We start from the raw sequence: 20,031 nt of genomic DNA, 5'->3' as shown, positions 1-20,031 counted from the left end.
GCTTTAGTTTTTGGATTTATAGCAGTTCAACGAGGTGTAGCGACAGCTTTAGCTGTTGTTGGAGTGAGTACGGTAAGTGTAAGCGGGGATAAAGCTTTTGTTTTGGTTTTAACTGGTGCGGCAGCTATTGGCAGCTTTTGTCACACAAAGAGGTGGCACTCGTTTTCACAATGCCAATTTAACAGATGCGAATTTTCAAAAAGCAGAACTTAAAAGCACAGACTTGAGACAAGCTAATTTGACGCATACCTGTTGGTTTCAAGCTCAAAAACTTAATCTGGCTCTGGTTGAGACAACTTATTTAGAAAAATTAGTTGTTCAGGAGTTGGTAACTACAAGGCTAGGACAAGACAAAAACTTTGATGGTTTATTGCTACGAGGTCTAAATTTGTGTAATGCAAACTTAACAGATGCCAGTTTCATCGGCGCAGATTTAAGCGAGGCTAACTTACAAGACGCAAACTTGAGCCTTGCCAAGCTAGTACAGACACAACTCGACGGCACTGACTTTACAGGCGCAACTCTCACTGGAGCATATATCGAAGATTGGAATATTACCACTGACACCAAGTTTGATGGAGTAAGATGTGAGTACGTTTATATGCGACTCCCCACAAAAGAAAACCCCGACCCCCTCCGCAAACCTGACAACAGGCAAGAGGTGTTTGCAGATGGCGACTTTGGCGATTTCATTAAGCCCATCTTTGACACTCTCGACTTGTACCATAGCCAAGGAGTAGACCCCAGAGCGATCGCTATTTCATTTAAGCAGCTAGCAGACAATCACCCAGATGCCGGATTAGAAATTGTAGCAATTGAGAAACGTAGCCAAAATAATTTTTTACTCCGGGCAAAGACAGTAATTACAGCAGATAAGTCCCAATTAAGTGCAGAGTATTTTGAGCTATACAACAAGCTAAAGGCTTTACCAAAAGAAGATTTAATATTTTTATTAGCCCAACAAGATGGGCAAATTCAAAGTTTAGAAGTAGCATTCAAAACAGTTAATCAAGGTTTAATAGCTGTGTCAGAAACACCTAAAAGAGTTGTCAACAATTACCTGGAACAAGCACAGATTGCAGGTGGTCTAGTCAATGCCGACACCGTAACCGCAGGACAAATCGGCGGCAACATTACTAACTACAACCCCGAACAAAAGCAGAACCTAGCTCAAGCCGCAGCAGACATTCAGCAGCTTCTCAACCAACTCAGCCAGTCATACCCCACTGCAACTACTTCAGAAAAAATGAGTGTTGTGGCTAAAGCTGTGGATGAGATTGAGAGTGACCCAACACTGAAAGCACGGGTGATAGGTGCATTGAAGGCTGGGGGAACTGAAGCATTTAAAGAGCTAATCGACAATCCTCTAGTGAATATTCTGTTGGCATCAATAGAAGGATGGCAGGAGGCAGAGTAGTTTAATGGTTAGAGATGAATCAGTAACATGGAAATTTTTTTACCAAAAAGCTAGTGTTTTTGCTGTATAAAGAGAACCAAATTCTTAATTTTGGTTAAAGTTGAGCTTAGACAGCAAATACCATTTATACTTTAAAATAGTTAAAATACCTCTAAAACAGTAGTTTAATTTCACTTACGAGATAAAAAATGATAATTGATTGGCTGTTTAGGCTATTTAGATTAGTCTTATGGCTTCGGCAAATGTATGGAATCGCTTAGATAAAAACACACAACGTCAAATCATTGAGACAATTATAAAAGCATTTGAAGATTTATTTCGTGCCTATTATAGAGACTGGAAAAATCAAAGGTAGTAATTAGTAATCAGTAAATAATGAGCAGCTTTAAAGAATTTATAGATAAAAATAAGGATTCATCCACTAAGAATTTGCCAGAGTCTGATACATCGCTTTCAGCCATTACAAATTCTTTAACATTATTAGCTGTAGCACTACTTAAAACACCTGTAGGAATACTTAAATTATCTATACTCCTAGTAAGTAAACCTATTAAAGGTTCTGCTGAATTCTTTTTAAAAATTTTTATAATTTATAGTAAAGCAAAAACTGAATATAATGATACTCAAAAAAATTCATCCAAGTATCAACCGAGTATTGCTGAAAAAAATAATTTAGACAAAAAAATAAAAGAGTTAAATGCTTTAAAAACTATAGAAAAATATATCAATTTAGCTAATATTAATTTTAACAACGGCTCTAGAATTGTCCGCAGCTATTTTTCTAGTGATGTTTCAGTAAGTCAACTCGAAGCTTTTAACGAATTAGAAAAAGGACTTAATTTAATTAAAGAAGGCATTACTTTGTCTACAGCCGATAGCTCAAAATATAAAGAAGCATTTACTTATTTTGAAACAGCGCATGTTCATCTTGAAGGCGCTATTAGATTGGCTGTAGTCAGCAGATATACAAATGGTGGAAATACACCAGGAGGCGGAGACAATAATTTTGGAGGGCGGGGTGGTAATCGTGGTCAAGGAAGGCGGGGTAGTGGTTTTGGTAACGAAGGGGGAGGTTTTGGTAATGGAGGGAATAGTGGAGGAAGCGGTTTTGATGGCTATTTCCCTGATGATGATGATCCATTTAAATACTTTAAAATTTTTCTAAGGTGGGTTGTTGACATTATCGATTCAAAAAGTGCATTAGTAAAAGACGCAATTACTGACATACACAAGACTACAATTACTAATTTGTTTACTTCAATATCAACAGTTTTTAGTAGAATTTCCGTATCTTTATATGGCAAAATCACTCAATTAGTAAATGAAGATGATTTAGCGACAAAAAGTGAAGAAGATATTGATAAAGCTACACAAATAGCAAATTTCACAGAGATAGCACTTAAAATTGCAGAAGATACCAAGAAAATTACAGAGTTATTAAACGAGTCTGCAAATAAAAATTCAGCTTTTTCAGTTCTGATTGGAGAGTTTAAAGGAGAAATGAATATAACTAGCAATCAACGTGAAGTTTCAGTAGGTGCTTGTATAAAGAGTAATATTAATCACCTTCAGGGTGATAATAACAAAGTAGATCAAGGTGAAAATAACCAACAAAGGGTAAGCAACAAAACATCTAACTTCAACCAGCAAAATGCTCAATTCGGTGGTGGTCTAGTCAATGCCGACACCGTAACCGCACACCAAATCGGCGGCAACATCACCAACTATAACCCTGAGCAAAAGCAGAACCTCGCCCAAGCCGCAGCAGAAATTCAGCAGCTTCTCAACCAACTAAGCCAATCATACCCCACTGCAACAACATCACAGAAAATGAGCGTTGTGGCTAAGGCTGTGGATGAGATTGAGAGTGACCCAACACTGAAAGCACGGGTGATAGGTGCGTTGAAGGCTGGCGGAACAGAGGCGTTTAAGGAGTTAATCGACAATCCTCTAGTGAATATTCTGTTGGCTTCAATCGAGGGGTGGCAGGAGGTAGAATAATTCGCAATTCGCAACTCGCAATTAAGAACACCGTGACAGGTTAAGAGAGAATTTACATCTATTGAGAGAAAAATAAGGGTGATATTATTTACGGTAACAAGCTTAGTCCTGTTAACCCTAATCCATGCCGGACTCCCAAGAACCGAAGCAGACCAACACTAACAGCTTACCCAACTCTCAGTTTGGCGGCGGGTTAATTAATGCTGAGAATGTAAATGCGGGGCAGATAGGCGGCAATGTATACAACATTCACTTTGGACAGCAGACAAGCGCACCGACTCATCAGAATACCCAGCAGCAGAGAATTCTGATTCTAGCAGCAATCCCTCATGGGTTACGTTTGGATCGAGAAATCAGGGAAATTGAACAAGCCATACGACGAGCCACAAGAAGGGATTTGTTTGAGATTCGGATTAGGACTGCGGTACGTCCTCAAGATATTCGTAGAGCGATCGCAGAAGAACGCCCTTGTATTGTTCATTTTTGCGGACATGGCTCGGAAGATGGCAGTTTGTTGCTAGAAGACGATGGCGGGAACAACAAACCCGTTCCACCAGAAGGATTGGCATCACTGTTTAAGTTACACGCCGATTATATCAACTGCGTATTACTCAATGCTTGCTACTCAGCTAAACCAGCCCATGCAATTAGCCAACATATTAACTATGCAATTGGCATGAACCAGCCAATTGGTGACAAAGCTGCAATTGCATTTGCTCAAGGGTTTTATGATGGATTGGGTTACGAAAATTCAGAAACTCAAGATGTATTCCAAAGGGCTTTTAGCGAAGGTTTAGTTGCCATTCAAATGGAAGACATTTCACAGGGGAAAATACCAGTTTTAAAAGACAAACTTTCTTATATTGAAAATTCTATATCAAAAACAGACATATATGTTGAACGACCTCCAAAAGAGCAAAACTGTTATAACGCAATTGTGCAGCCAGGGGCTTTGATTAGAATTAAAGCTTCTCAAGGAATGGGTAAAACACTACTGTTGGAGAAAGTACTAGACTATGCTAGAGAACAAGGCTATCAAACAGCAAAATTAGATTTAAAACATGCTGACAAGCATATCCTTACTGATTTAAAAACGTTCCTACAGTGGTTATGTGTTGATGTCTCTGATAGCTTAGAATTATCACCTCAATTAGATAAATACTGGCAAGATATTTACAGTTTAAATAAAAACTGTACTCGTTATTTTCAAAAATATTTACTATCTATTAACAATAGCCCTTTAGTTTTTGCTATTGATAATTTTGAGCGTGTGTTTGAATGTTCAGACCTTTTCCCCCAATTCTGTTTACTACTGCGTAGTTGGTATGAAACGGCTAAACAAGGAGATAAGACTGGTAATATCTGGAAGAAATTGCGTTTGGTAATAGTTCATTCCACTGAAAAATATCCTGATTTAGACACGAATCACTCACCATTTAATGTAGGTGTAACGATTGAATTACCCGAATTTGATTTGCAGCAAGTGCAAAACCTCGCCAAGCAGTACGGGTTGGCAGAGCAAGACTTGAGTGAGGTAGTAAGCTTAATTGGGGGACATCCTTATCTGGTGCAACTGGCGATAACTACGTTAAGCTCCGCTAACGCACACCTCAAAAGTCAGGAGACGAGGTTAGAAGAACTGTTGAGGCTTGCACCAACAGAACAAGGAATTTTCAGTGACCACCTGCGACAACAATTGTGGCATTTACAACACAATTCTCAGCTTGAGGCAGGGTATAAAAGAGTAGTGATGACAAATGCGCCTGTCAGATTAGATACTGAAGTGGCGTTTAAATTGCACAGCTTGGGCTTAGTCAAACTTTCCAGTAATGATTGCATTCCTAGCTGTGATTTATATCGTCAGTATTTTTCAACTCGTTTGGGGTAGGTGAATCGTGGTTGACCAATACATATTTTCTGGAAGTCTACCTGAAAATGCCAGTACCTACGTCACAAGAGAAGCTGATGCACAGTTATATGAAGGACTAAAAGCGGGAAAGTTTTGTTATGTACTGAATTCGCGCCAAAGTGGTAAGTCTAGCTTGCGTGTGCGAACCATGCAGCGATTGAGAGAAGATGACGTACAGTGTGCAGCAGTTGACCTTTCCGCTGGTGGAATTCAGAATGTCCCTCCCGAACAATGGTATGCAGATTTAATCGACACGCTCATTGACACCTTTGAATTAGATTTAGATTTTAGTAACTGGTGGAAAGCGAATCAGTTAAATTCATTGGTAACAAGATTCCGCAAGTTTTTGGAAGAAATATTACTGATTGAAGTTAGAGAAAATATCGTCATCTTTATTGATGAAATCGATAGCGTACTTAGTCTGAATTTTCCTACAGATGACTTTTTTGCATTGATTCGTGCCTGTTATAACAAGCGAGTCGATAATCCTGCATATAACCGCCTCACATTTTGTTTACTTGGTGTAGCATCACCTAGTAATTTGATTGAAGATAAACAGCGCACCCCGTTTAACATTGGTCAAGCAATCTCTCTCAAGGGTTTTCAGTTGCATGAAGTTGAACCATTAGAAAAGGGTTTGTATGGTAAATTCAGTAATCCCCATACAGTAATACAAGAGATTTTGCAGTGGACTGGGGGGCAACCGTTTCTGACTCAAAAGCTGTGTCAGTTCATGGTTGAGAAATCACAGCAAGAACATCCCCGTTCAGTAGAGCAAGTTGTTAGATCACGGATTATCGAAAACTGGGAATCCCTTGATGAGCCTGAGCATTTACGAACGATTCAAGCCAGGATTTTGCGGGATGAACAACGGGCAGGGTATTTACTAGAACTGTATCAGCAAATACGACTGGCCCAGGAGCGATCACTCTTTATAATAGCAGATGAAACATTGGAACAAAGTGATTTACAGCTTTCAGGATTGGTTGTCAGACAGGAAGGTAAGCTGAGAATTTATAACCAGATTTATCGGGAAATATTTGATTTAAATTGGATTGAAACTCAATTAGATAATTTACGTCCATATGCCGAGAATTTTCGGGCTTGGATGACTTCTACGGGCAAGGATGAATCTCGATTGTTACGTGGTCAGGCTTTGCAGGATGCTAAACAATGGAGTTTAAATAAGAGTTTGAGCTATCAAGATCAGCAGTTTCTAGCTGCCAGCGAAGGGAAGGAAATTAGAGAGAAAAATGCAGCAGCCGACAAAGAAGCGGAGTTGGAAAGAGAGAGACAGGATAAGGAGGCAGCAGAGGAAAGAAATCAATTGCTTAGTAAGGCTAATAAGAAAGCTCAACGGCAAATTGGTATTGGAATTGTTGTTTTGATTGTAACTGTGGTAGGAGCAGCAATTTTAGGTGCATCAGCACACAAACAAGTTAATGAAACTAAAGAAGAAGTCTCAGCTGTTCAAAAACTAAATAAACTGGCTGGAGAATTACAAGGCAAGGAAAACTCTTACTCAAAAGATATTAAATTTAGTTCAAATGAGGCTTTAAGACTGTCTGCTTTATCTTTTAATGTCAATAATCATCAACTTAAACAAGCATTAGTATTTGCTATTAGGTCAAAAGTATATCAACAGCTAAAAAAGCTTAAAGAATCAGAACAAGAAATTGAGCAAAGTAAGGTATTGCTGAAAAAAGCAGGAGAAGAAATTCAGCAAAGTAAAAAATTTTTAGATAAAGCAGATCGCAAGTACTTAGACTCAAGTCAAGGCTTACAGATTCAGGTATTATTTCAGGAATTTCAAGGTGATTTACTAATTCAAAATAAACAAATTAAAAAAGCTATAGAGTCTTATAGTAAAGCTTTTAAAATATTAAAAACTCATCCAAATGAAACTGATTTTACCAAAGATAGTCAGTTGCTCACAAGCGAAAATATTGAATATTTTCATCGTGATTTAATCAATTTAATTGCAAAAAATAAAACTGAAGTAAAATTGAGAGAGCAGGTTAAAAAATCTCTTACCGAACATTTATATGCTGAACTTAAATATTATTTAAAGGCTAAAAATTGGAGGGCGGCTGATTTCAAAACATTCCAACTCATGTATAATATTGCTAAGGTAGAAGAAGGAGAATATTTAGGTTTAAGCTATATTAATAGTTTCTCTTGTTCAGACCTACAGAAAATAGACCAGCTTTGGATCAGCAATTCAGACAACCGTTTTGGCTTTAGTGTCCAGAAGGAAATATGGATTAACACTAAGAATAGACTAGGGATAAAACCAGAAGACTGGACATACAAAGATACAAAAAATTATCGTCGGTTCGTTAAGACAGTTGGATGGTATGATGAAAATGGAACTTTTGACAATCAAGCAAGAGATCACCGAGAGTATTGGGTGTATGGTAGCGAACTAATTGAGCGTATAGAAGGAAAGAACTCAGGGATTAGAGGTAGCTTACCCTCTGGGATTGGGACATACCGTCGCGTTATTGTGTATCCGGATAAATGGGGCGTGGAGGCGGAAATAGAGAGTGGTTTTCTCGCGTTACGACTTGTAAAGTGTAACTTATAATGATTTCAGAAGTTTGTAAACATTCATCACAGCACCCTTTTCCACGCAATAATCAACATTTCATCAACCCGATACTTGGCACTAGTGGCTAATAGCAATTCGCCTGAATAAATTTCTCTGCTACCTAATGTACCTCCGTACTCTCGGTTACTCGCTGCTTATTCCAAGGTAAACCTATCTGTCCAGGTGAAGACTTTCTAGTAGGTCACGTTTTGGGCAAGGCATTGTATTTTTTACTATTTTACTGACCCAGCAGTTAAAAATTTTACCCCTAAAAACCCAAAAGTTGTCACTATTCTTGCTACTCCGAAGCGATAGCTTCACTCGACCATTTCAGGATTTTGGACAGATACAGAACCCCACTCCTGCATCGGATACCGCCGCATCATCTCCTGCAATTCCACCGCCTTCCCATCCGCCGTATAAACCACAACACCCGACATCGCCAGCACAATCCGCTCTCGCCTTGCCCAACTAAACCAAGCGCTGACATCGGAACTAACGGCATTTTTTCCCTTAGCCCCACTCTTGCACGAATTGATAAACAAGCCCGTGGGATTTTCACACCATCCCTCTTGTACTGCCTCTTTGACACGAGCGATCGCTCCGGTGACATTCGCCCAATGTTTCTTGACCACACCTAAACAAGGCTGTGGGTTAATTCGCAGTCGCCGTAATTCCGTACAAATCTCTGCAATCTCACCTTTGCTTGGCTTACCCCCTGGCGCGTCAAACTGACCTTCATTAGTATCTATCTCCGAGGCTAAGTCATCCTGCTGTGACTCCTCAACATACTGAAGGGCTGGCTCTGACACCCTGCGGGTTCGCCAGTCCCTCTTTGTTGAAACAACAAGACCGGGCTGGCTCACAATTGCGTCACTCGTTTTTTGCACATGGCTGTCGGCGGCGTCAGAAATGTCCTCATGAGGGCCTGTGTCGTTAGATGAGTAATCCAGTTCTGACTCATTAACGAAGTGGGTAACCAGATCTGGTTCCGAAATCTTGGTTTCTTCCACCTGATCATCCTTTTTTAGCTCAACAGCAGCGTGTTGTTGTGAGGCGAACTCTTTATTAGTGAACTCTTTGATCTGATCTGCTGGCAGTGAGCAGATCGATATGTCCAAATTGCTCACATCGATTTGCTGATTTTGACAAATCCGATTCCACAGGGCTTGAACGTTCTCGACGTTAACGGTGAACCAGTTAGCTTGATACCAAGTTTTTTCACTGTGACGACAAACATCAATCAACTTGAAATTATCCTTAAGGTTAGCGATCGCTCGTCTGATTGCGGATATTTTCAAGAAAGGCAGTGTTTGACCCCAGTCATTAAGTGTCTTCCAAAACCAGCGCCTACCATCAGCTTTGATGTGCTTGGAAATTTGACAATAGTAATGAATCTGCTGGAGTATTACCGCTTCTTCTAAACCAATCTCGGAGGCCAGTAATGGCGGAACCAACAGAGGGGATTCGGGGGTTATTAACTTGCTAGTCATGTTTTTATGTGTATTTGAAGTGATTTAAATTGTTTAAAACGGCACATCTTCATCGGGGCTTTCTGCCCAGAAGCGTCTGAGCATCTCTTGTTTGGCTAATTGAAGTTCTCGCTTCTCCTCTGGCGACACTTCACCTATCAAACGCTCTACCTCAGCCTGTTGCTTCTGCTTCAGCTGCTCGGTGGTGACAGCAGGTAAGGCTAATGGCTCATCTTTGGCGGATGGTCGAAAGTTGCGGCGACGGAACAGAAAGCGGAAATGGCGTTTATCTTGTGACGGCAGCGATCTCCAAACTTCGGCATCCCAACCAGGAGGGATAGAATTAGATGATGGAGGTAACAGCGTTTGGACTTGTGCTTGAAGAGAGGCGATCGCTCGACCTTGTTCCTCGATCACCTTGTTCTGCTGTGCCACTTTTTCCAAAAGTTGGGCGAGTAGTTCTGAGTTTTGGGGGGCTAACTCAGCCTCACGGGTTTTAAATGCAAAGTAATTTTGGGCTGCTGCTATCTCCGGTTTTCGCGGATCGCCGTTCATTGCCACCAAGTAACAGCCGTGCCGTGATAGCTGATAATCTTTCAGCACTTCTCGAAATGCCTGGGATGCTCCAATTTGCGCCATTTGGACGGCATCGACCAGATGGTGAGATGGATCTATGCCTGAATTTCTAGCACTGATTTTCGCTCTTTCAACAGTGTCCTTAATTCGTTTCCAAGTTTGATAACCCAGCAAGGTTAACAATTCGGTGGCTGACCAAAACTCATTACCCTGTTCATCAACTTTCTTGATTTGCTCAAAAGGGCTATCAGTGGCTTGATTTGATGTGATAAGATTCATAAACTCTCCGTTTTGGCGCATGAAAATCTCACCCAACGCTCACGCAGGGTTTCGGACATTTGTAAAAGGTGGTCTAAAAAATCACAATGTACGGTCTACAACAGTCGTAAATCGGTTTTGAAATACCTGTCAGTCTTTTTCGGGCGGTTTTTCCAATGCTCCCAAGCCACCCAAACCTCCGACCCCAAATCCTCAATGACTTCACCTCTTTTTGGGTATAAAGCACAGTAGATATCAGCGTGAGCAACGATAGAACCTAATCTAATCTCGTTAGAACAAGCAGACTCGGCAGGGGTTTCGTCAGGAACCAACGGTTCCTCAGTTTCGGAAGATGCCGTTTTCTCCAATGCAGCAATTAGCTCCTTCTCTTCGGTGGTCAACTCCGCCCAGTAGTCGTTTTTGATAACCTCATACTCCGTAGCCACTTCTAAATAATCCCACCAGCTACACTCAGGCTTGGACAGCACAACCCGAATATCGCTAACTGCTTGGGGTAACAGTTGCAATTGTTCGGCTCGATATGCGATCGCGCTTTGGGTTGGTTCACTGCCCAGGATGATTGCAGCAGCTTCCAATGCTTTGGTATTGTTCATGGTATTGGCCAAGTTACCCAAAGCAATACCCATCAGCCGCAAGCACTCCTGAGCGTTTTCTTTTGGTGGTTCTTGGGCAAGCGATCGCAAATCAATCGTTTGGTCTAAGGCTTGCTTGACTTGTTTGTTTAGTGCTTTGGTTGCCTGTTTAGTGTAAGTATTGCTCCATTCCTGAGCAGGGCGTTCTTCTACAGCACGTTCCAATTCCTGAATACGTTTTTGTAATCTCTGGTTCTCCAGTTCTAACTGCCTCAGTCCTTCCAACTCGAAAAGCCGATGCTGTAATTGAATATTTTCTTGTTTTTGCTGCTGAAACAGTTGTTGCAAAGCGGTCAGTTGTTCTTGTACCTGTTGTTGGGCTTGGGCTGTTGCCTCCGAGAATAAGCCAATTCTCAAATCCTGTTCCAGTCGCTCAAGTTCTTGCTGATGCTGCTGTTTGAGTTGTGCAACAGCAAGGGCGTACTCTTTGGGGTAAGTCCGTTCTGTATTGATTCTTCGGTAGCCACCCCAGGCGGATAACTCACGCTGGCAGTATTGCTCGAAAGATTTGTAACCAGCTTCACGGTAAAGCTGTTGAGAACGCATCTGGAGTATTTCATCGACTGCCTGCCACTCGAAGTGGTCAATGGCAGTGAAAGTTTCTTTGATGCTGCTGTTGAGTTCAGTGAAAAGGGAAGCTGATATTTTTTCGCGGTTTAGTGTCAGCATAACTGTTGCCCATTAAGGATTGAGCATCGATCAATTTTGTTTACAAAATCGTCAAAACGTTTGCCAGCACTCTTACTTACCAAGATTGTTTGTCTACTGTTACTAGCGATTATATGGCATCATAAAATTACGCATCATGATTTAAAAATCTTTGACGCGCCTGACAATGTAAACAATAAGGGCGATCACTTCGATAAAGATTAGTGGAGGCGGTCGCTTTTATTGTCTAGTACCTATAGAATATAAAATCTGTTAGATTATGGCAAGTGCTGGTAGACAAAAAATTATTATGTTGGATACAAAATACGTTGCTTCTATTTACTGGGATAAAGAACTGGGTGAACGCCTGAAAGCTTTACGAGGAAGTAATTCTGTCCGTTCAATTTCTGAAAAAACAGCCCTGCTTGGAGAGCGGATATCTCATCAATACATTCATATGCTTGAAGACCCCCAAAGATATGAGAATTCAGCTTCTACGGTATCTTTTCCAAAAATCTCTGTTCTCCTCAAAGCGTTGGACAGCAGTATTGAGGAGTTTCTTAGTACGGCAGTAACAATTGTGTCTATTACCCCTTGACATTTGTCTGGTGACAGTAGACAATAGAGTTAACAAAACAAAAGACGACCGCCCGTCCTGAGAAAACAGCGATCGCCTTCTGTCCCTAAAAAGGTGAACTCTATTATGAACTACTTGGCTTATTCACAGCAAGCACCCAAAAGCTTCATCTGCGACGCAATAGACGAACAAGACTTAGCCCAGGCTGAATTTTACAGTTACATAGAAGCCCAAGCGCAAGCTGTAGCACCTGAAGAATACACCAGCGTTGAAATCGATTTCTACCACCATGAGATTTACGCCAACGGTCAACTCATAGCCCAAATCACCTACGACCACAACGACTTTGTAACCCAGCCCTGGTTAGTAATGGTCAATGAGAAAGAAGAATTCCAAGCTAACACCTGGGCGAAGTGCTACCGCTACATCTGCACACATTACAAGGATGGTTCATTACCAGTTCAGGAACCAGAAACCCCAGCCGCTACAACGGGGAACGAAATCATGGCGCAGATTTTCAACGAATGCGAAAACCTTGGGTTGGAGTTACTGGAAGATGGCATTTACAGAGGCGACGAGAAGCTGGGACAAGTAGGACAGACTAACGGTAATTGGTGGTTTATACGTGCAGATGACGCTCATCAACAGCAAGTCTTTTGTGGCTCAGTATCAGACGCAGTTTGGTGGATTTCAAGGGCGGACTTTCCAGGCTGTGCAGACGTTCTTGATGAATACTTGCAATACCGAACGCTTGAGCAAATGCCTTCTTTGGAACTGAAGGACTTGCTCTCTTGTGCGGAGTTAGTCACAGCGTAAACAAGAATCCAGGAGTCAGTGTAATTTCTTTTCTGACTCCTGACTTCTTCTCCAATCATTCACTAACTAAAACAATGAAACCAACAATATCAATTCCACAGAGCTGGCAGTACCCCCGTTTTACCTTTGGGCAAAGAACTGAACGCGGCGCAATCATTGGCATGAAGTACTACGACGAAGACACATATCTAGCTGATGAATACGGTGCAGGGTGGCGTTATATTTTGCTGCCTGATAAGAATTATGAAGACGAAGAACACCGTGTTGAAGATGAATTAGAACTACTCACTCCACAGGAATTAAAGACGCAAATAGAGGCTGAAATCAGCAACCATTTGCGCCAAATTCAATCACTGAAACACGAATTAAAAGCAATGGGCGTAAGTGTTGTGTCAACTGAATCTACTGCCCAAACAAAGCCAGGAGTCCAGGAACAGTATCAATCTTCAATCTCTCCCCCGCAATTGGACAAATTGATTGATGCTGCAAAATTCATCCTCAAAGAGATTGCCAAACACCCAGATTATCTAGCACTTGATTATCAGCCTGATTTAACTGTTGGTGATGCCCAAACTGCACTCTCTTATTTGCAAACAGGGCTAGAGGACACCCAAAAGTTTGACATCACATCGAACATTTTTCCCTAACACAAGCTTTGCCATTCATTACAAGACAACCACTTCACATAAACCGTAGAAACTCAAAATCATGGAAACAATCAAAGTCAATAACAGCGTTTTTCTCATTCCTCCGTCGCAACCAAAACTCCAAGCCAACTGTGCCAAAGAATATGGGCAATTTCTTCTTGATTGTCTTCCAAAACTAACAATTCTAGAAGCTCAACAAGGGGGATACCTCAAAGGTAATAAAGCTGATTTTGCGATTGCAATCTCACGCCCAGACCGCTTACTCACCATCAACGAAAACTTCACCAACGAACCATTCACCGAACTGTGGGTAATTCCGGTTGCTGGTGAGCTGAAGGAACAATTCAAAGGCCCTGCTTCTATGCTGTTGTGCTTTCTGATGCACCGCCGCAGTAAGGACAGTTTCGCTAGCCTGTACAACCATTTCGCTCACCGTGCGTTTCAAGACTGGTGCGAACAGGGAATGCCAGGTGATCCTAAAGAGTTTTGTTATGAGGCGATCGCTAGTGTATTACGAAACTATATCTTCTGTGCGGAATTCCAAAAGGTTGATGGTGCAAAGGGGTCGTACTGGTTTATTCAATGGTCATATCGTCGCTCTCAGTCTGACTTTGAGAATGACGCACTCGAAGCCGCTCAAATGATTCGTAGTGGTGCGGAGAGCGGGGCGACACTGCACTGGGTAACAAACGAAACTTACGAGCGTTGGGCATTGAATGCAGAGAATGTACCTGTATTACCTGCTGTTTCAGAAGCAGAGGCACGAGCATCATTGCAACCGCAGAATCAGGCAGTTGTACCCAGCAGGAAAAGGTAATTAAGGACACGCATTGGCGATTCATCAAAACAGAACTCAGGAGTCAGAATTCAGTATCTATTTTGTATGAATGGTGGATAAATAAACTAGCTTAAACTCCACCAATTAATTCTGATTTCTGGATTCTGGCTTCTTCTTCAATGAGTCGCCGCTACAAAATAACAATCCTATTTTTATGGAAATGGGGGTTTATTTATGAGTCTCAAATGGACTGAACTAGAAATAACAACTCTGTATGAGATGGCAGAAATGTACACTCCAGAACAAATAGTTTTTCGGCTCAAAAAACGAGATTATCAACGTACAGTATCAGCAGTTAAAAGTAAATTGCATTCTTTGGGGTATTCTACTCGCCCAGTTCTCGATAATTATAGTTACAGCGAAATTGCAAAACACCTTTGCTTACATTCAAGCACTGTTCTTTATTGGGTGAGGCAAGGTTGGTTAAAAGCCAAAAAGCGTTGTACCATAAAAGTAGAAACTATGATTGACCATGACCGCTTGTTCAAAGAACTAATCTCTACTTTCTTCATGGAGTTTTTAGATTTATTTCTGCCTCAAGTAGCTAGTCAAATAGACCGAGATTCTATTCAGTTTTTACCCCAGGAAGTGTTTACCGATGTCACCTCTGGAGAAAGGAAGGAAATTGATTTGCTGGCTCAGGTGCGTTACCAAGGGCAGGAAACCTGTTTTTTAATCCATCTTGAGAATCAGTCTTATACTGAGAAAGTATTTGCCAAACGGATGTTTAAGTATTTTGCACGGTTGCATGAGAAGTACGACTTACCAATCTATCCAGTTGTTATTTTTTCTTTTGATGAACCGAAACGTCCTGAGCCTCAAATTTACCGCGTGACTTTTCCTGATTTAAATGTTCTGGAATTTCAGTTTGCAGCGATTCAATTAAATAGAATTAGTTGGCGGGATTTTTTAACCCAACCAAATCCAGTGGCAGCAGCGTTGATGTCGAAAATGAATATTCCTAAGCAAGAACGTCCACATGTAAAGGCGGAATGTTTGCGATTGCTGGCAACGCTAAAATTAGACCCAGCCCGTAGCAGCTTGATTTCTGGGTTTGTTGATACGTATTTGCGACTGGATGCAGCCGAAGAGCAAGCTTTTCAAGCCGCTATCGATACAATGGGATTAACACAGCAGGAGGAAGTTATGGAGATTGTTACTAGTTGGGGAGAAAAAGCTGCCCAAAAAACAAGAGAAGAGATTGCACTAAATTTGCTCACTAGAGGAATGATTGTGCAAGAAATTGCACAAATCACGGGTTTAACAGTAGAGCGAGTTATTCAGCTACAAGCACAGTTAACTCAAGAGAATTAATGTGCCTGGGACATTACCTATCACAGGGTGAGGCGATCTCATCAAGAAGTTAAATACTGTCCAATAGATGATTGTTGGCGGCGCAGAGCAGTCATTGCTTGCTGCTGAATTTGACGAACTCGCTCTCGACTAACATTGAGCTTTTCCCCAATCTGAGCCAAACTTCGCTCTTGATTATCCAATAGCCCAAAGCGCAAAATTAATACTTCGCGCTGCACTGGTTTGAGTGACGCTAACAAATCACTTAAGTCTTGGCGCAACATTTCTTGAGTGATGAGTTCATTTGGTGAAATACCCTCATCTGCTAGAAGTTCGCTCAGTTCTGTATCTTGATTATCACCTATCTTCAAATCTAGAGAAATTGTCCCACTAGCAACTTTGAGGTATTCTCGAATTTGGCTTGGTTCCATCTCCAATTTCTGAGCAATTTCTGTGAGAGTAGCACGACGACCGAGCGTTTGAAACAATTCTCGCTGTACTTTTTTGATTTGAGTAAGTTTCTCGTTAACGTGAATCGGTAAGCGAACTGTGCGAGATTTAAGGGCGATCGCTCTGGTGATTGCTTGGCTGATCCACCAGTACGCGTAAGTTGATAATTTGTAGCCTCGGTTGGGGTCAAATTTCTCCACGCCCCTTTGTCTTACTACCGCAGCATTTTCAAGAACGTCAGCGCACCTTGCAAGAGAGAATCTCATTCATAAGTAGCCGTGCAAAATAAATTATTTAGTTAAGAAAGGGAACAGGGAACAGGGAAAAAATACAGATTTATGCATAAGTACTTAAATTCAAGCAATTTTCAACTGTCATGGTGAGTGCCACATTTAGGGCAATCCCATTCACGAATATTCAACGGCAGTTTCTCAACGATGTGCCCACACGCAGCACATCGCTTAGAACTGGGAAACCATCGATGAACAAATCGATGAACTTTTTAATCTAATGATGAGTGATACCATTACCGCCCCCACAGAGCGTACATTTGACGTTGAACAGTGGGTTCGCTTTTCACCTGAATTAGCAACTGTCCTCAAGCTTTCTAAGATTGGTGAGATTGAAGTTATCTTGCACCGACAAATTCCTTTATGTTTTGAGATTAAACAAGCAACTATTCTCAAGAAAGCTGATGGTTGGTATGTCAGCTTTTCTTTAGAAGATAAAACTGTACCTGCTACATTGCCTGTTTGACCGACTACAAGCAAAATTACATAAAATTGTCATTTCAATAAAGTGAGTTGAAATGCCCGTAACGAGGGACAATAAAAATCAGACATTATAAAACCAGACGAAACTAATCTTGTGTCTGATTAATTAGGGAGTAACACAAATGACTCTCTCGGTTGTCCACATAAACAAGTACCGCAAGGCGATCGCTTCTCTTAGTGCAGTGCAGGCAGAGGCGAAGTTGATTGCGCTATGGTTGGATGGAAAAGCCGATTCATCTGTCACCGCATATCGGCGTTACACTAAGCGGTTCCTGGATTTTTTGGACAAGCCCCTCAAAAAAGTAACTTATGAAGATTTGGTAGAATACAATACACAATTTCAAGGACAAGCTGACAGCACGCGGCGAATACACATTGCCGCCGTCAAAAGTCTCATTAGTTTTGCTCATAAAATTGGATATATCCCTTTTAATGTTGGTATGGCAATAAAATTGGGAGAGATACCAGACGTAATCAACGAACGTTATCTTGATGAAGCAGATATTAAATTAATGGTACGGGCAGCCCAAAAGCATATTGAGCTTGCAAAAACCCAAAAACGACGACAAACAGCTAAAAGAAATTTACTGATCATCAAGCTGCTGTACCAGGCAGGACTTAGGGCTAACGAAATTTGTCAGCTAACTTGGGCAGATTTAACACCGAGAAATGACAGTGGTCAGGTGTATGTGCGTTCTTCTAAGGGCAATAAAAACCGTACAATTCTGATTAAGCCAAAACTGTGGAACGAACTGATGGAGTTTAGGGGAGATGCTCATGCCACAGATGCAGTTTTCTCCAGTCAAAAGGGTGGACACCTGGAGCGCCAGAATATACACCCGATTGTGAAGGCGATCGCTGCTGATGCGGGGCTAAGTGATAAAGTGTCAGCTCACTGGTTGCGTCATGCTCATGGGTCACATGCAATCGAGCGAGGGACTAACCCTGTACTGGTGAAAGATACTTTAGGTCATTCTAATTTGGCGATTACTGATCGCTATCTTAAAGCTAGACCTAACGATAGCAGCGCTTTAAATTTGATGGATCTTTGATTAAAGCAAGCATTGCGATCGCCGCAAATTCTCGCGCACCCGCTCACAGCAATAGCTCTGTATTCCTCCAAGAAACGGAGAAATACAAATTCTCGCGCACCGGGATTCTTGCAAAACCCAGCTCTACGCCAAAACAAGGATTTGGGAATAGGGATATCAGTATTCTAAGTATTGCAAAACCTTAAGCCTTGATTTCTCTAAAATATGGTACAGCACCATGTTTGAAACTATACTAGCAGCTATTGTTGCTTCAAATTGGAGAGAGGTTAGGGACAGTTCCGATTTTAAATCGGAGCAGAGGCAATTCGTCTTTTTGGACGGATTCAGACAAATCAAAGGTTTCCGAGCTTGGGGTCAAGATGACCCCAACCTTGCTAAACGAGATTTCCCGTTTTGGAAACGAAGAAATAAAAGACAACACTAAGATTAGACCCAGCGCGAATGCAGTTGATTTCTGGGTTTGTAGATACGTATTTGCGTTTGGATGTCACAGAAGAACAAGCCTTTCAAGCGGTTGTCGATACAATGGGGTTAGCAGAGCGGGAAGAAGTTATGGAAATTGTCACCAGTTGGGGAGAAAAAGCCGCATTAGCCGAACGACGAGAAATAATTGCGGGGCTTTTGAAGGTAAGGTTTGGAAATTTAGATGCCCAGTTAGAAGAGATTATTCCTCAGTTGATGGAGTTATCTAGAGAAGAATATCTGAGTTTACTTTTACAGGCTGACCGTGAGCAATTATTATTGCAGTTTCGGGGACAATCTTAAATGATGCTGGATGGGGACAATTTATAACCATACTTTCAAACAAAGCCGCAAAGCTCGCCATGGGGATACTGCCTGGTGGCAGACTTTGCGAGAATGCTGGTTTAAAAGTAATAGCTATAAACCCTAACGGTACTAGTCGGGAATGTTCTAATTGTGGTCAAAAAGTAAAGAAGCCCCTGTCTCAAAGAATACACAATTGTCCCAGTTGTAAGGTCATTTTGTGCAGGGATCTGAATGCTTCTATAAACATAAAGGCGTGTGTCCCACACGCCTTTAAAGCTCAATTAATGTCTTCATTGAAGAGTCGTTGAGAAGCCCACACTCACCCTGAAAGGGGAGTGTGTGGAGTATGTCACCCATTAAGTATCAGGAAAACCCGTTAAAACTGAGAGCAAGCCAGAACAATCGCAGCCAGTTGAGACAAAGCCGGATTTACCACCTAGCAGGCAGGGGAAGAAAGCGATCGCAGGACATTTCGACCCAGCAGTGTCAAAACAGCTTAAGCAATTGGCTTTGGAGCAAGATACAACTGTGCAAGCCTTACTAGCTGAGGCTTTGAATGGTTTGTTTGAGAAATACGACAAAAAGCCGATTGCGTAAGCAACCACCAGCATCAGCCAAGGTTCACACAAAAAATATCATCAGTACAGCAAAAACACTGTTGGCTGCAAAAGTTACAGCCAAAGAAAATTGATACAGAAAGTTTTGAGGTGTCACTGATGAGTAATAAGAACAACGGAGCAGAAGCAGCAGGGTATGCAGCGACCGGAGCAGCAGGCGGATGGGGACTTGCGGCAGTAGTAGGGAACATGGGCTTGGCAGGGGCTTTTGGTGGCATTGCTATCGGCGCGGCTCCAGTCATCGCTGCTGGCGCTGTCGTAGGGTTGGCGGCGTATGGAATCAAGAAAGCTCTTGATGATTAATTTTTGGATGCGCCTAGTCAGCGTAACGTTACGGTAACTATGAGAAAGCCGCGTATCAGAGCGCGGCTGTCCTATCAGTAGCAAAAGGTACTTTCCTCATTATTACGCCGCCGCAGTGCAATGGGCATACAGCTAGCTTTACGAGCGTTTGCCTGATGCCCTCCCAGCGCGATCGCCAGGGATAAAACTTAGCTAACCAAAGAAAAGAAAATATTGGAAAATTTTTGTATCATAGCCAAACATTTTTTATTAAAAAGCTTCAGGCTTTTTCCTTTTACTGGACTTCTCGCCACAACCCCGCTAGTCCACCTATAACCTAATCAGGACTTACGCAACTGGCACAGGCGAGCGCTAAATTTGAGTACAAATGTAT

General features: G+C 41.7%; 17 protein-coding genes and 3 pseudogenes. 15 read left to right on the top strand and 5 right to left on the bottom strand.

The genetic code is table 11. From position 1 onward, the window contains the following. Positions 1-115 precede the first annotated feature (115 nt). The 4 genes from AC5JMF_RS19635 to AC5JMF_RS19620 all read left to right on the top strand — a co-directional run bounded on the left by AC5JMF_RS19635 (position 116) and on the right by AC5JMF_RS19620 (position 7,914). Complete coding sequence (locus AC5JMF_RS19635; protein ID WP_495797402.1) at positions 116-1,417, top strand: pentapeptide repeat-containing protein; 1,302 nt, start codon at positions 116-118, stop codon at positions 1,415-1,417. A gap of 375 nt (positions 1,418-1,792) precedes the next feature. Beyond that, the gene (locus AC5JMF_RS19630; protein ID WP_495797401.1) at positions 1,793-3,418 is read left to right on the top strand and encodes a hypothetical protein; all 1,626 of its coding nucleotides are present in this window, start codon (positions 1,793-1,795) and stop codon (positions 3,416-3,418) included. 124 nt (positions 3,419-3,542) lie between these two features. After that, positions 3,543-5,306 carry an AAA-like domain-containing protein gene (locus AC5JMF_RS19625; RefSeq protein WP_495797400.1) on the top strand — a complete coding sequence of 588 codons (1,764 nt, stop codon included), beginning with the start codon at positions 3,543-3,545 and terminating at the stop codon, positions 5,304-5,306. A 7-nt stretch (positions 5,307-5,313) separates the two neighbouring features. Then, on the top strand, positions 5,314-7,914 hold the full coding sequence (locus AC5JMF_RS19620) for an AAA-like domain-containing protein (RefSeq protein WP_495797399.1): 2,601 nt from the start codon (positions 5,314-5,316) through the stop codon (positions 7,912-7,914). Between the two features lie 320 nt (positions 7,915-8,234). Here the strand turns inward: AC5JMF_RS19620 and AC5JMF_RS19615 are convergent, their stop codons facing one another. The 3 genes from AC5JMF_RS19615 to AC5JMF_RS19605 form a co-directional block, all read right to left on the bottom strand. Further along, the gene (locus AC5JMF_RS19615; protein ID WP_495797398.1) at positions 8,235-9,410 is read right to left on the bottom strand and encodes a hypothetical protein; all 1,176 of its coding nucleotides are present in this window, start codon (positions 9,408-9,410) and stop codon (positions 8,235-8,237) included. A 33-nt stretch (positions 9,411-9,443) separates the two neighbouring features. Continuing rightward, positions 9,444-10,244, bottom strand: coding sequence for a BRO family protein (locus tag AC5JMF_RS19610; RefSeq protein ID WP_495797397.1), 801 nt, complete (start codon positions 10,242-10,244; stop codon positions 9,444-9,446). A gap of 95 nt (positions 10,245-10,339) precedes the next feature. Continuing rightward, positions 10,340-11,545 carry a hypothetical protein gene (locus AC5JMF_RS19605; protein ID WP_495797396.1) on the bottom strand — a complete coding sequence of 402 codons (1,206 nt, stop codon included), beginning with the start codon at positions 11,543-11,545 and terminating at the stop codon, positions 10,340-10,342. Positions 11,546-11,804: 259 nt separating this feature from the next. On the opposite strand from AC5JMF_RS19605, the gene AC5JMF_RS19600 reads away from it, so the two are divergent. The 5 genes from AC5JMF_RS19600 (at position 11,805) to AC5JMF_RS19580 (ending at position 15,716) form a co-directional block, all read left to right on the top strand. Continuing rightward, positions 11,805-12,122 (top strand): hypothetical protein, encoded by a 318-nt coding sequence (locus AC5JMF_RS19600; protein ID WP_495797395.1) that lies wholly within the window; start codon positions 11,805-11,807, stop codon positions 12,120-12,122. Between the two features lie 105 nt (positions 12,123-12,227). Then, positions 12,228-12,917, top strand: a complete 690-nt coding sequence (locus AC5JMF_RS19595; protein WP_495797394.1) for a hypothetical protein — start codon at positions 12,228-12,230, stop codon at positions 12,915-12,917. Between the two features lie 74 nt (positions 12,918-12,991). Further along, on the top strand, positions 12,992-13,564 hold the full coding sequence (locus tag AC5JMF_RS19590) for a hypothetical protein (protein ID WP_495797393.1): 573 nt from the start codon (positions 12,992-12,994) through the stop codon (positions 13,562-13,564). Between the two features lie 61 nt (positions 13,565-13,625). After that, positions 13,626-14,381 carry a hypothetical protein gene (locus AC5JMF_RS19585; protein WP_495797392.1) on the top strand — a complete coding sequence of 252 codons (756 nt, stop codon included), beginning with the start codon at positions 13,626-13,628 and terminating at the stop codon, positions 14,379-14,381. A 195-nt stretch (positions 14,382-14,576) separates the two neighbouring features. Then, positions 14,577-15,716, top strand: coding sequence for an Rpn family recombination-promoting nuclease/putative transposase (locus AC5JMF_RS19580; protein ID WP_495797391.1), 1,140 nt, complete (start codon positions 14,577-14,579; stop codon positions 15,714-15,716). Between the two features lie 41 nt (positions 15,717-15,757). Here AC5JMF_RS19580 and AC5JMF_RS19575 read toward each other — a convergent pair. Together AC5JMF_RS19575 and AC5JMF_RS19570 are read right to left on the bottom strand one after the other, a co-directional pair. Continuing rightward, positions 15,758-16,384: pseudogene (locus tag AC5JMF_RS19575) on the bottom strand (sigma-70 family RNA polymerase sigma factor); the annotation flags it as partial. A gap of 128 nt (positions 16,385-16,512) precedes the next feature. After that, positions 16,513-16,623: pseudogene (locus AC5JMF_RS19570) on the bottom strand (zinc ribbon domain-containing protein); the annotation flags it as partial. 32 nt (positions 16,624-16,655) lie between these two features. Here AC5JMF_RS19570 and AC5JMF_RS19565 point away from each other — a divergent pair. The 6 genes and pseudogenes from AC5JMF_RS19565 (at position 16,656) to AC5JMF_RS19540 (ending at position 19,658) form a co-directional block, all read left to right on the top strand. Next, positions 16,656-16,901: a hypothetical protein gene (locus AC5JMF_RS19565; protein WP_495797390.1), complete on the top strand. Its 246-nt coding sequence runs from the start codon at positions 16,656-16,658 to the stop codon at positions 16,899-16,901. A 139-nt stretch (positions 16,902-17,040) separates the two neighbouring features. Further along, complete coding sequence (locus AC5JMF_RS19560; RefSeq protein ID WP_495797389.1) at positions 17,041-17,970, top strand: tyrosine-type recombinase/integrase; 930 nt, start codon at positions 17,041-17,043, stop codon at positions 17,968-17,970. Positions 17,971-18,411: 441 nt separating this feature from the next. After that, positions 18,412-18,735: a hypothetical protein gene (locus tag AC5JMF_RS19555; RefSeq protein WP_495797388.1), complete on the top strand. Its 324-nt coding sequence runs from the start codon at positions 18,412-18,414 to the stop codon at positions 18,733-18,735. 59 nt (positions 18,736-18,794) lie between these two features. Continuing rightward, positions 18,795-19,046 (top strand): zinc ribbon domain-containing protein, encoded by a 252-nt coding sequence (locus AC5JMF_RS19550; RefSeq protein WP_495797387.1) that lies wholly within the window; start codon positions 18,795-18,797, stop codon positions 19,044-19,046. Between the two features lie 145 nt (positions 19,047-19,191). Continuing rightward, a pseudogene (locus tag AC5JMF_RS19545) lies at positions 19,192-19,335 on the top strand (ribbon-helix-helix domain-containing protein); the annotation flags it as partial. Between the two features lie 119 nt (positions 19,336-19,454). After that, positions 19,455-19,658: a hypothetical protein gene (locus AC5JMF_RS19540; RefSeq protein WP_495797386.1), complete on the top strand. Its 204-nt coding sequence runs from the start codon at positions 19,455-19,457 to the stop codon at positions 19,656-19,658. The last annotated feature ends 373 nt before the right edge of the window (positions 19,659-20,031 follow it).

It is taken from the genome of Desmonostoc vinosum, from assembly GCF_059505385.1.
This window is presented reverse-complemented; position numbering and strand designations above follow the sequence as displayed.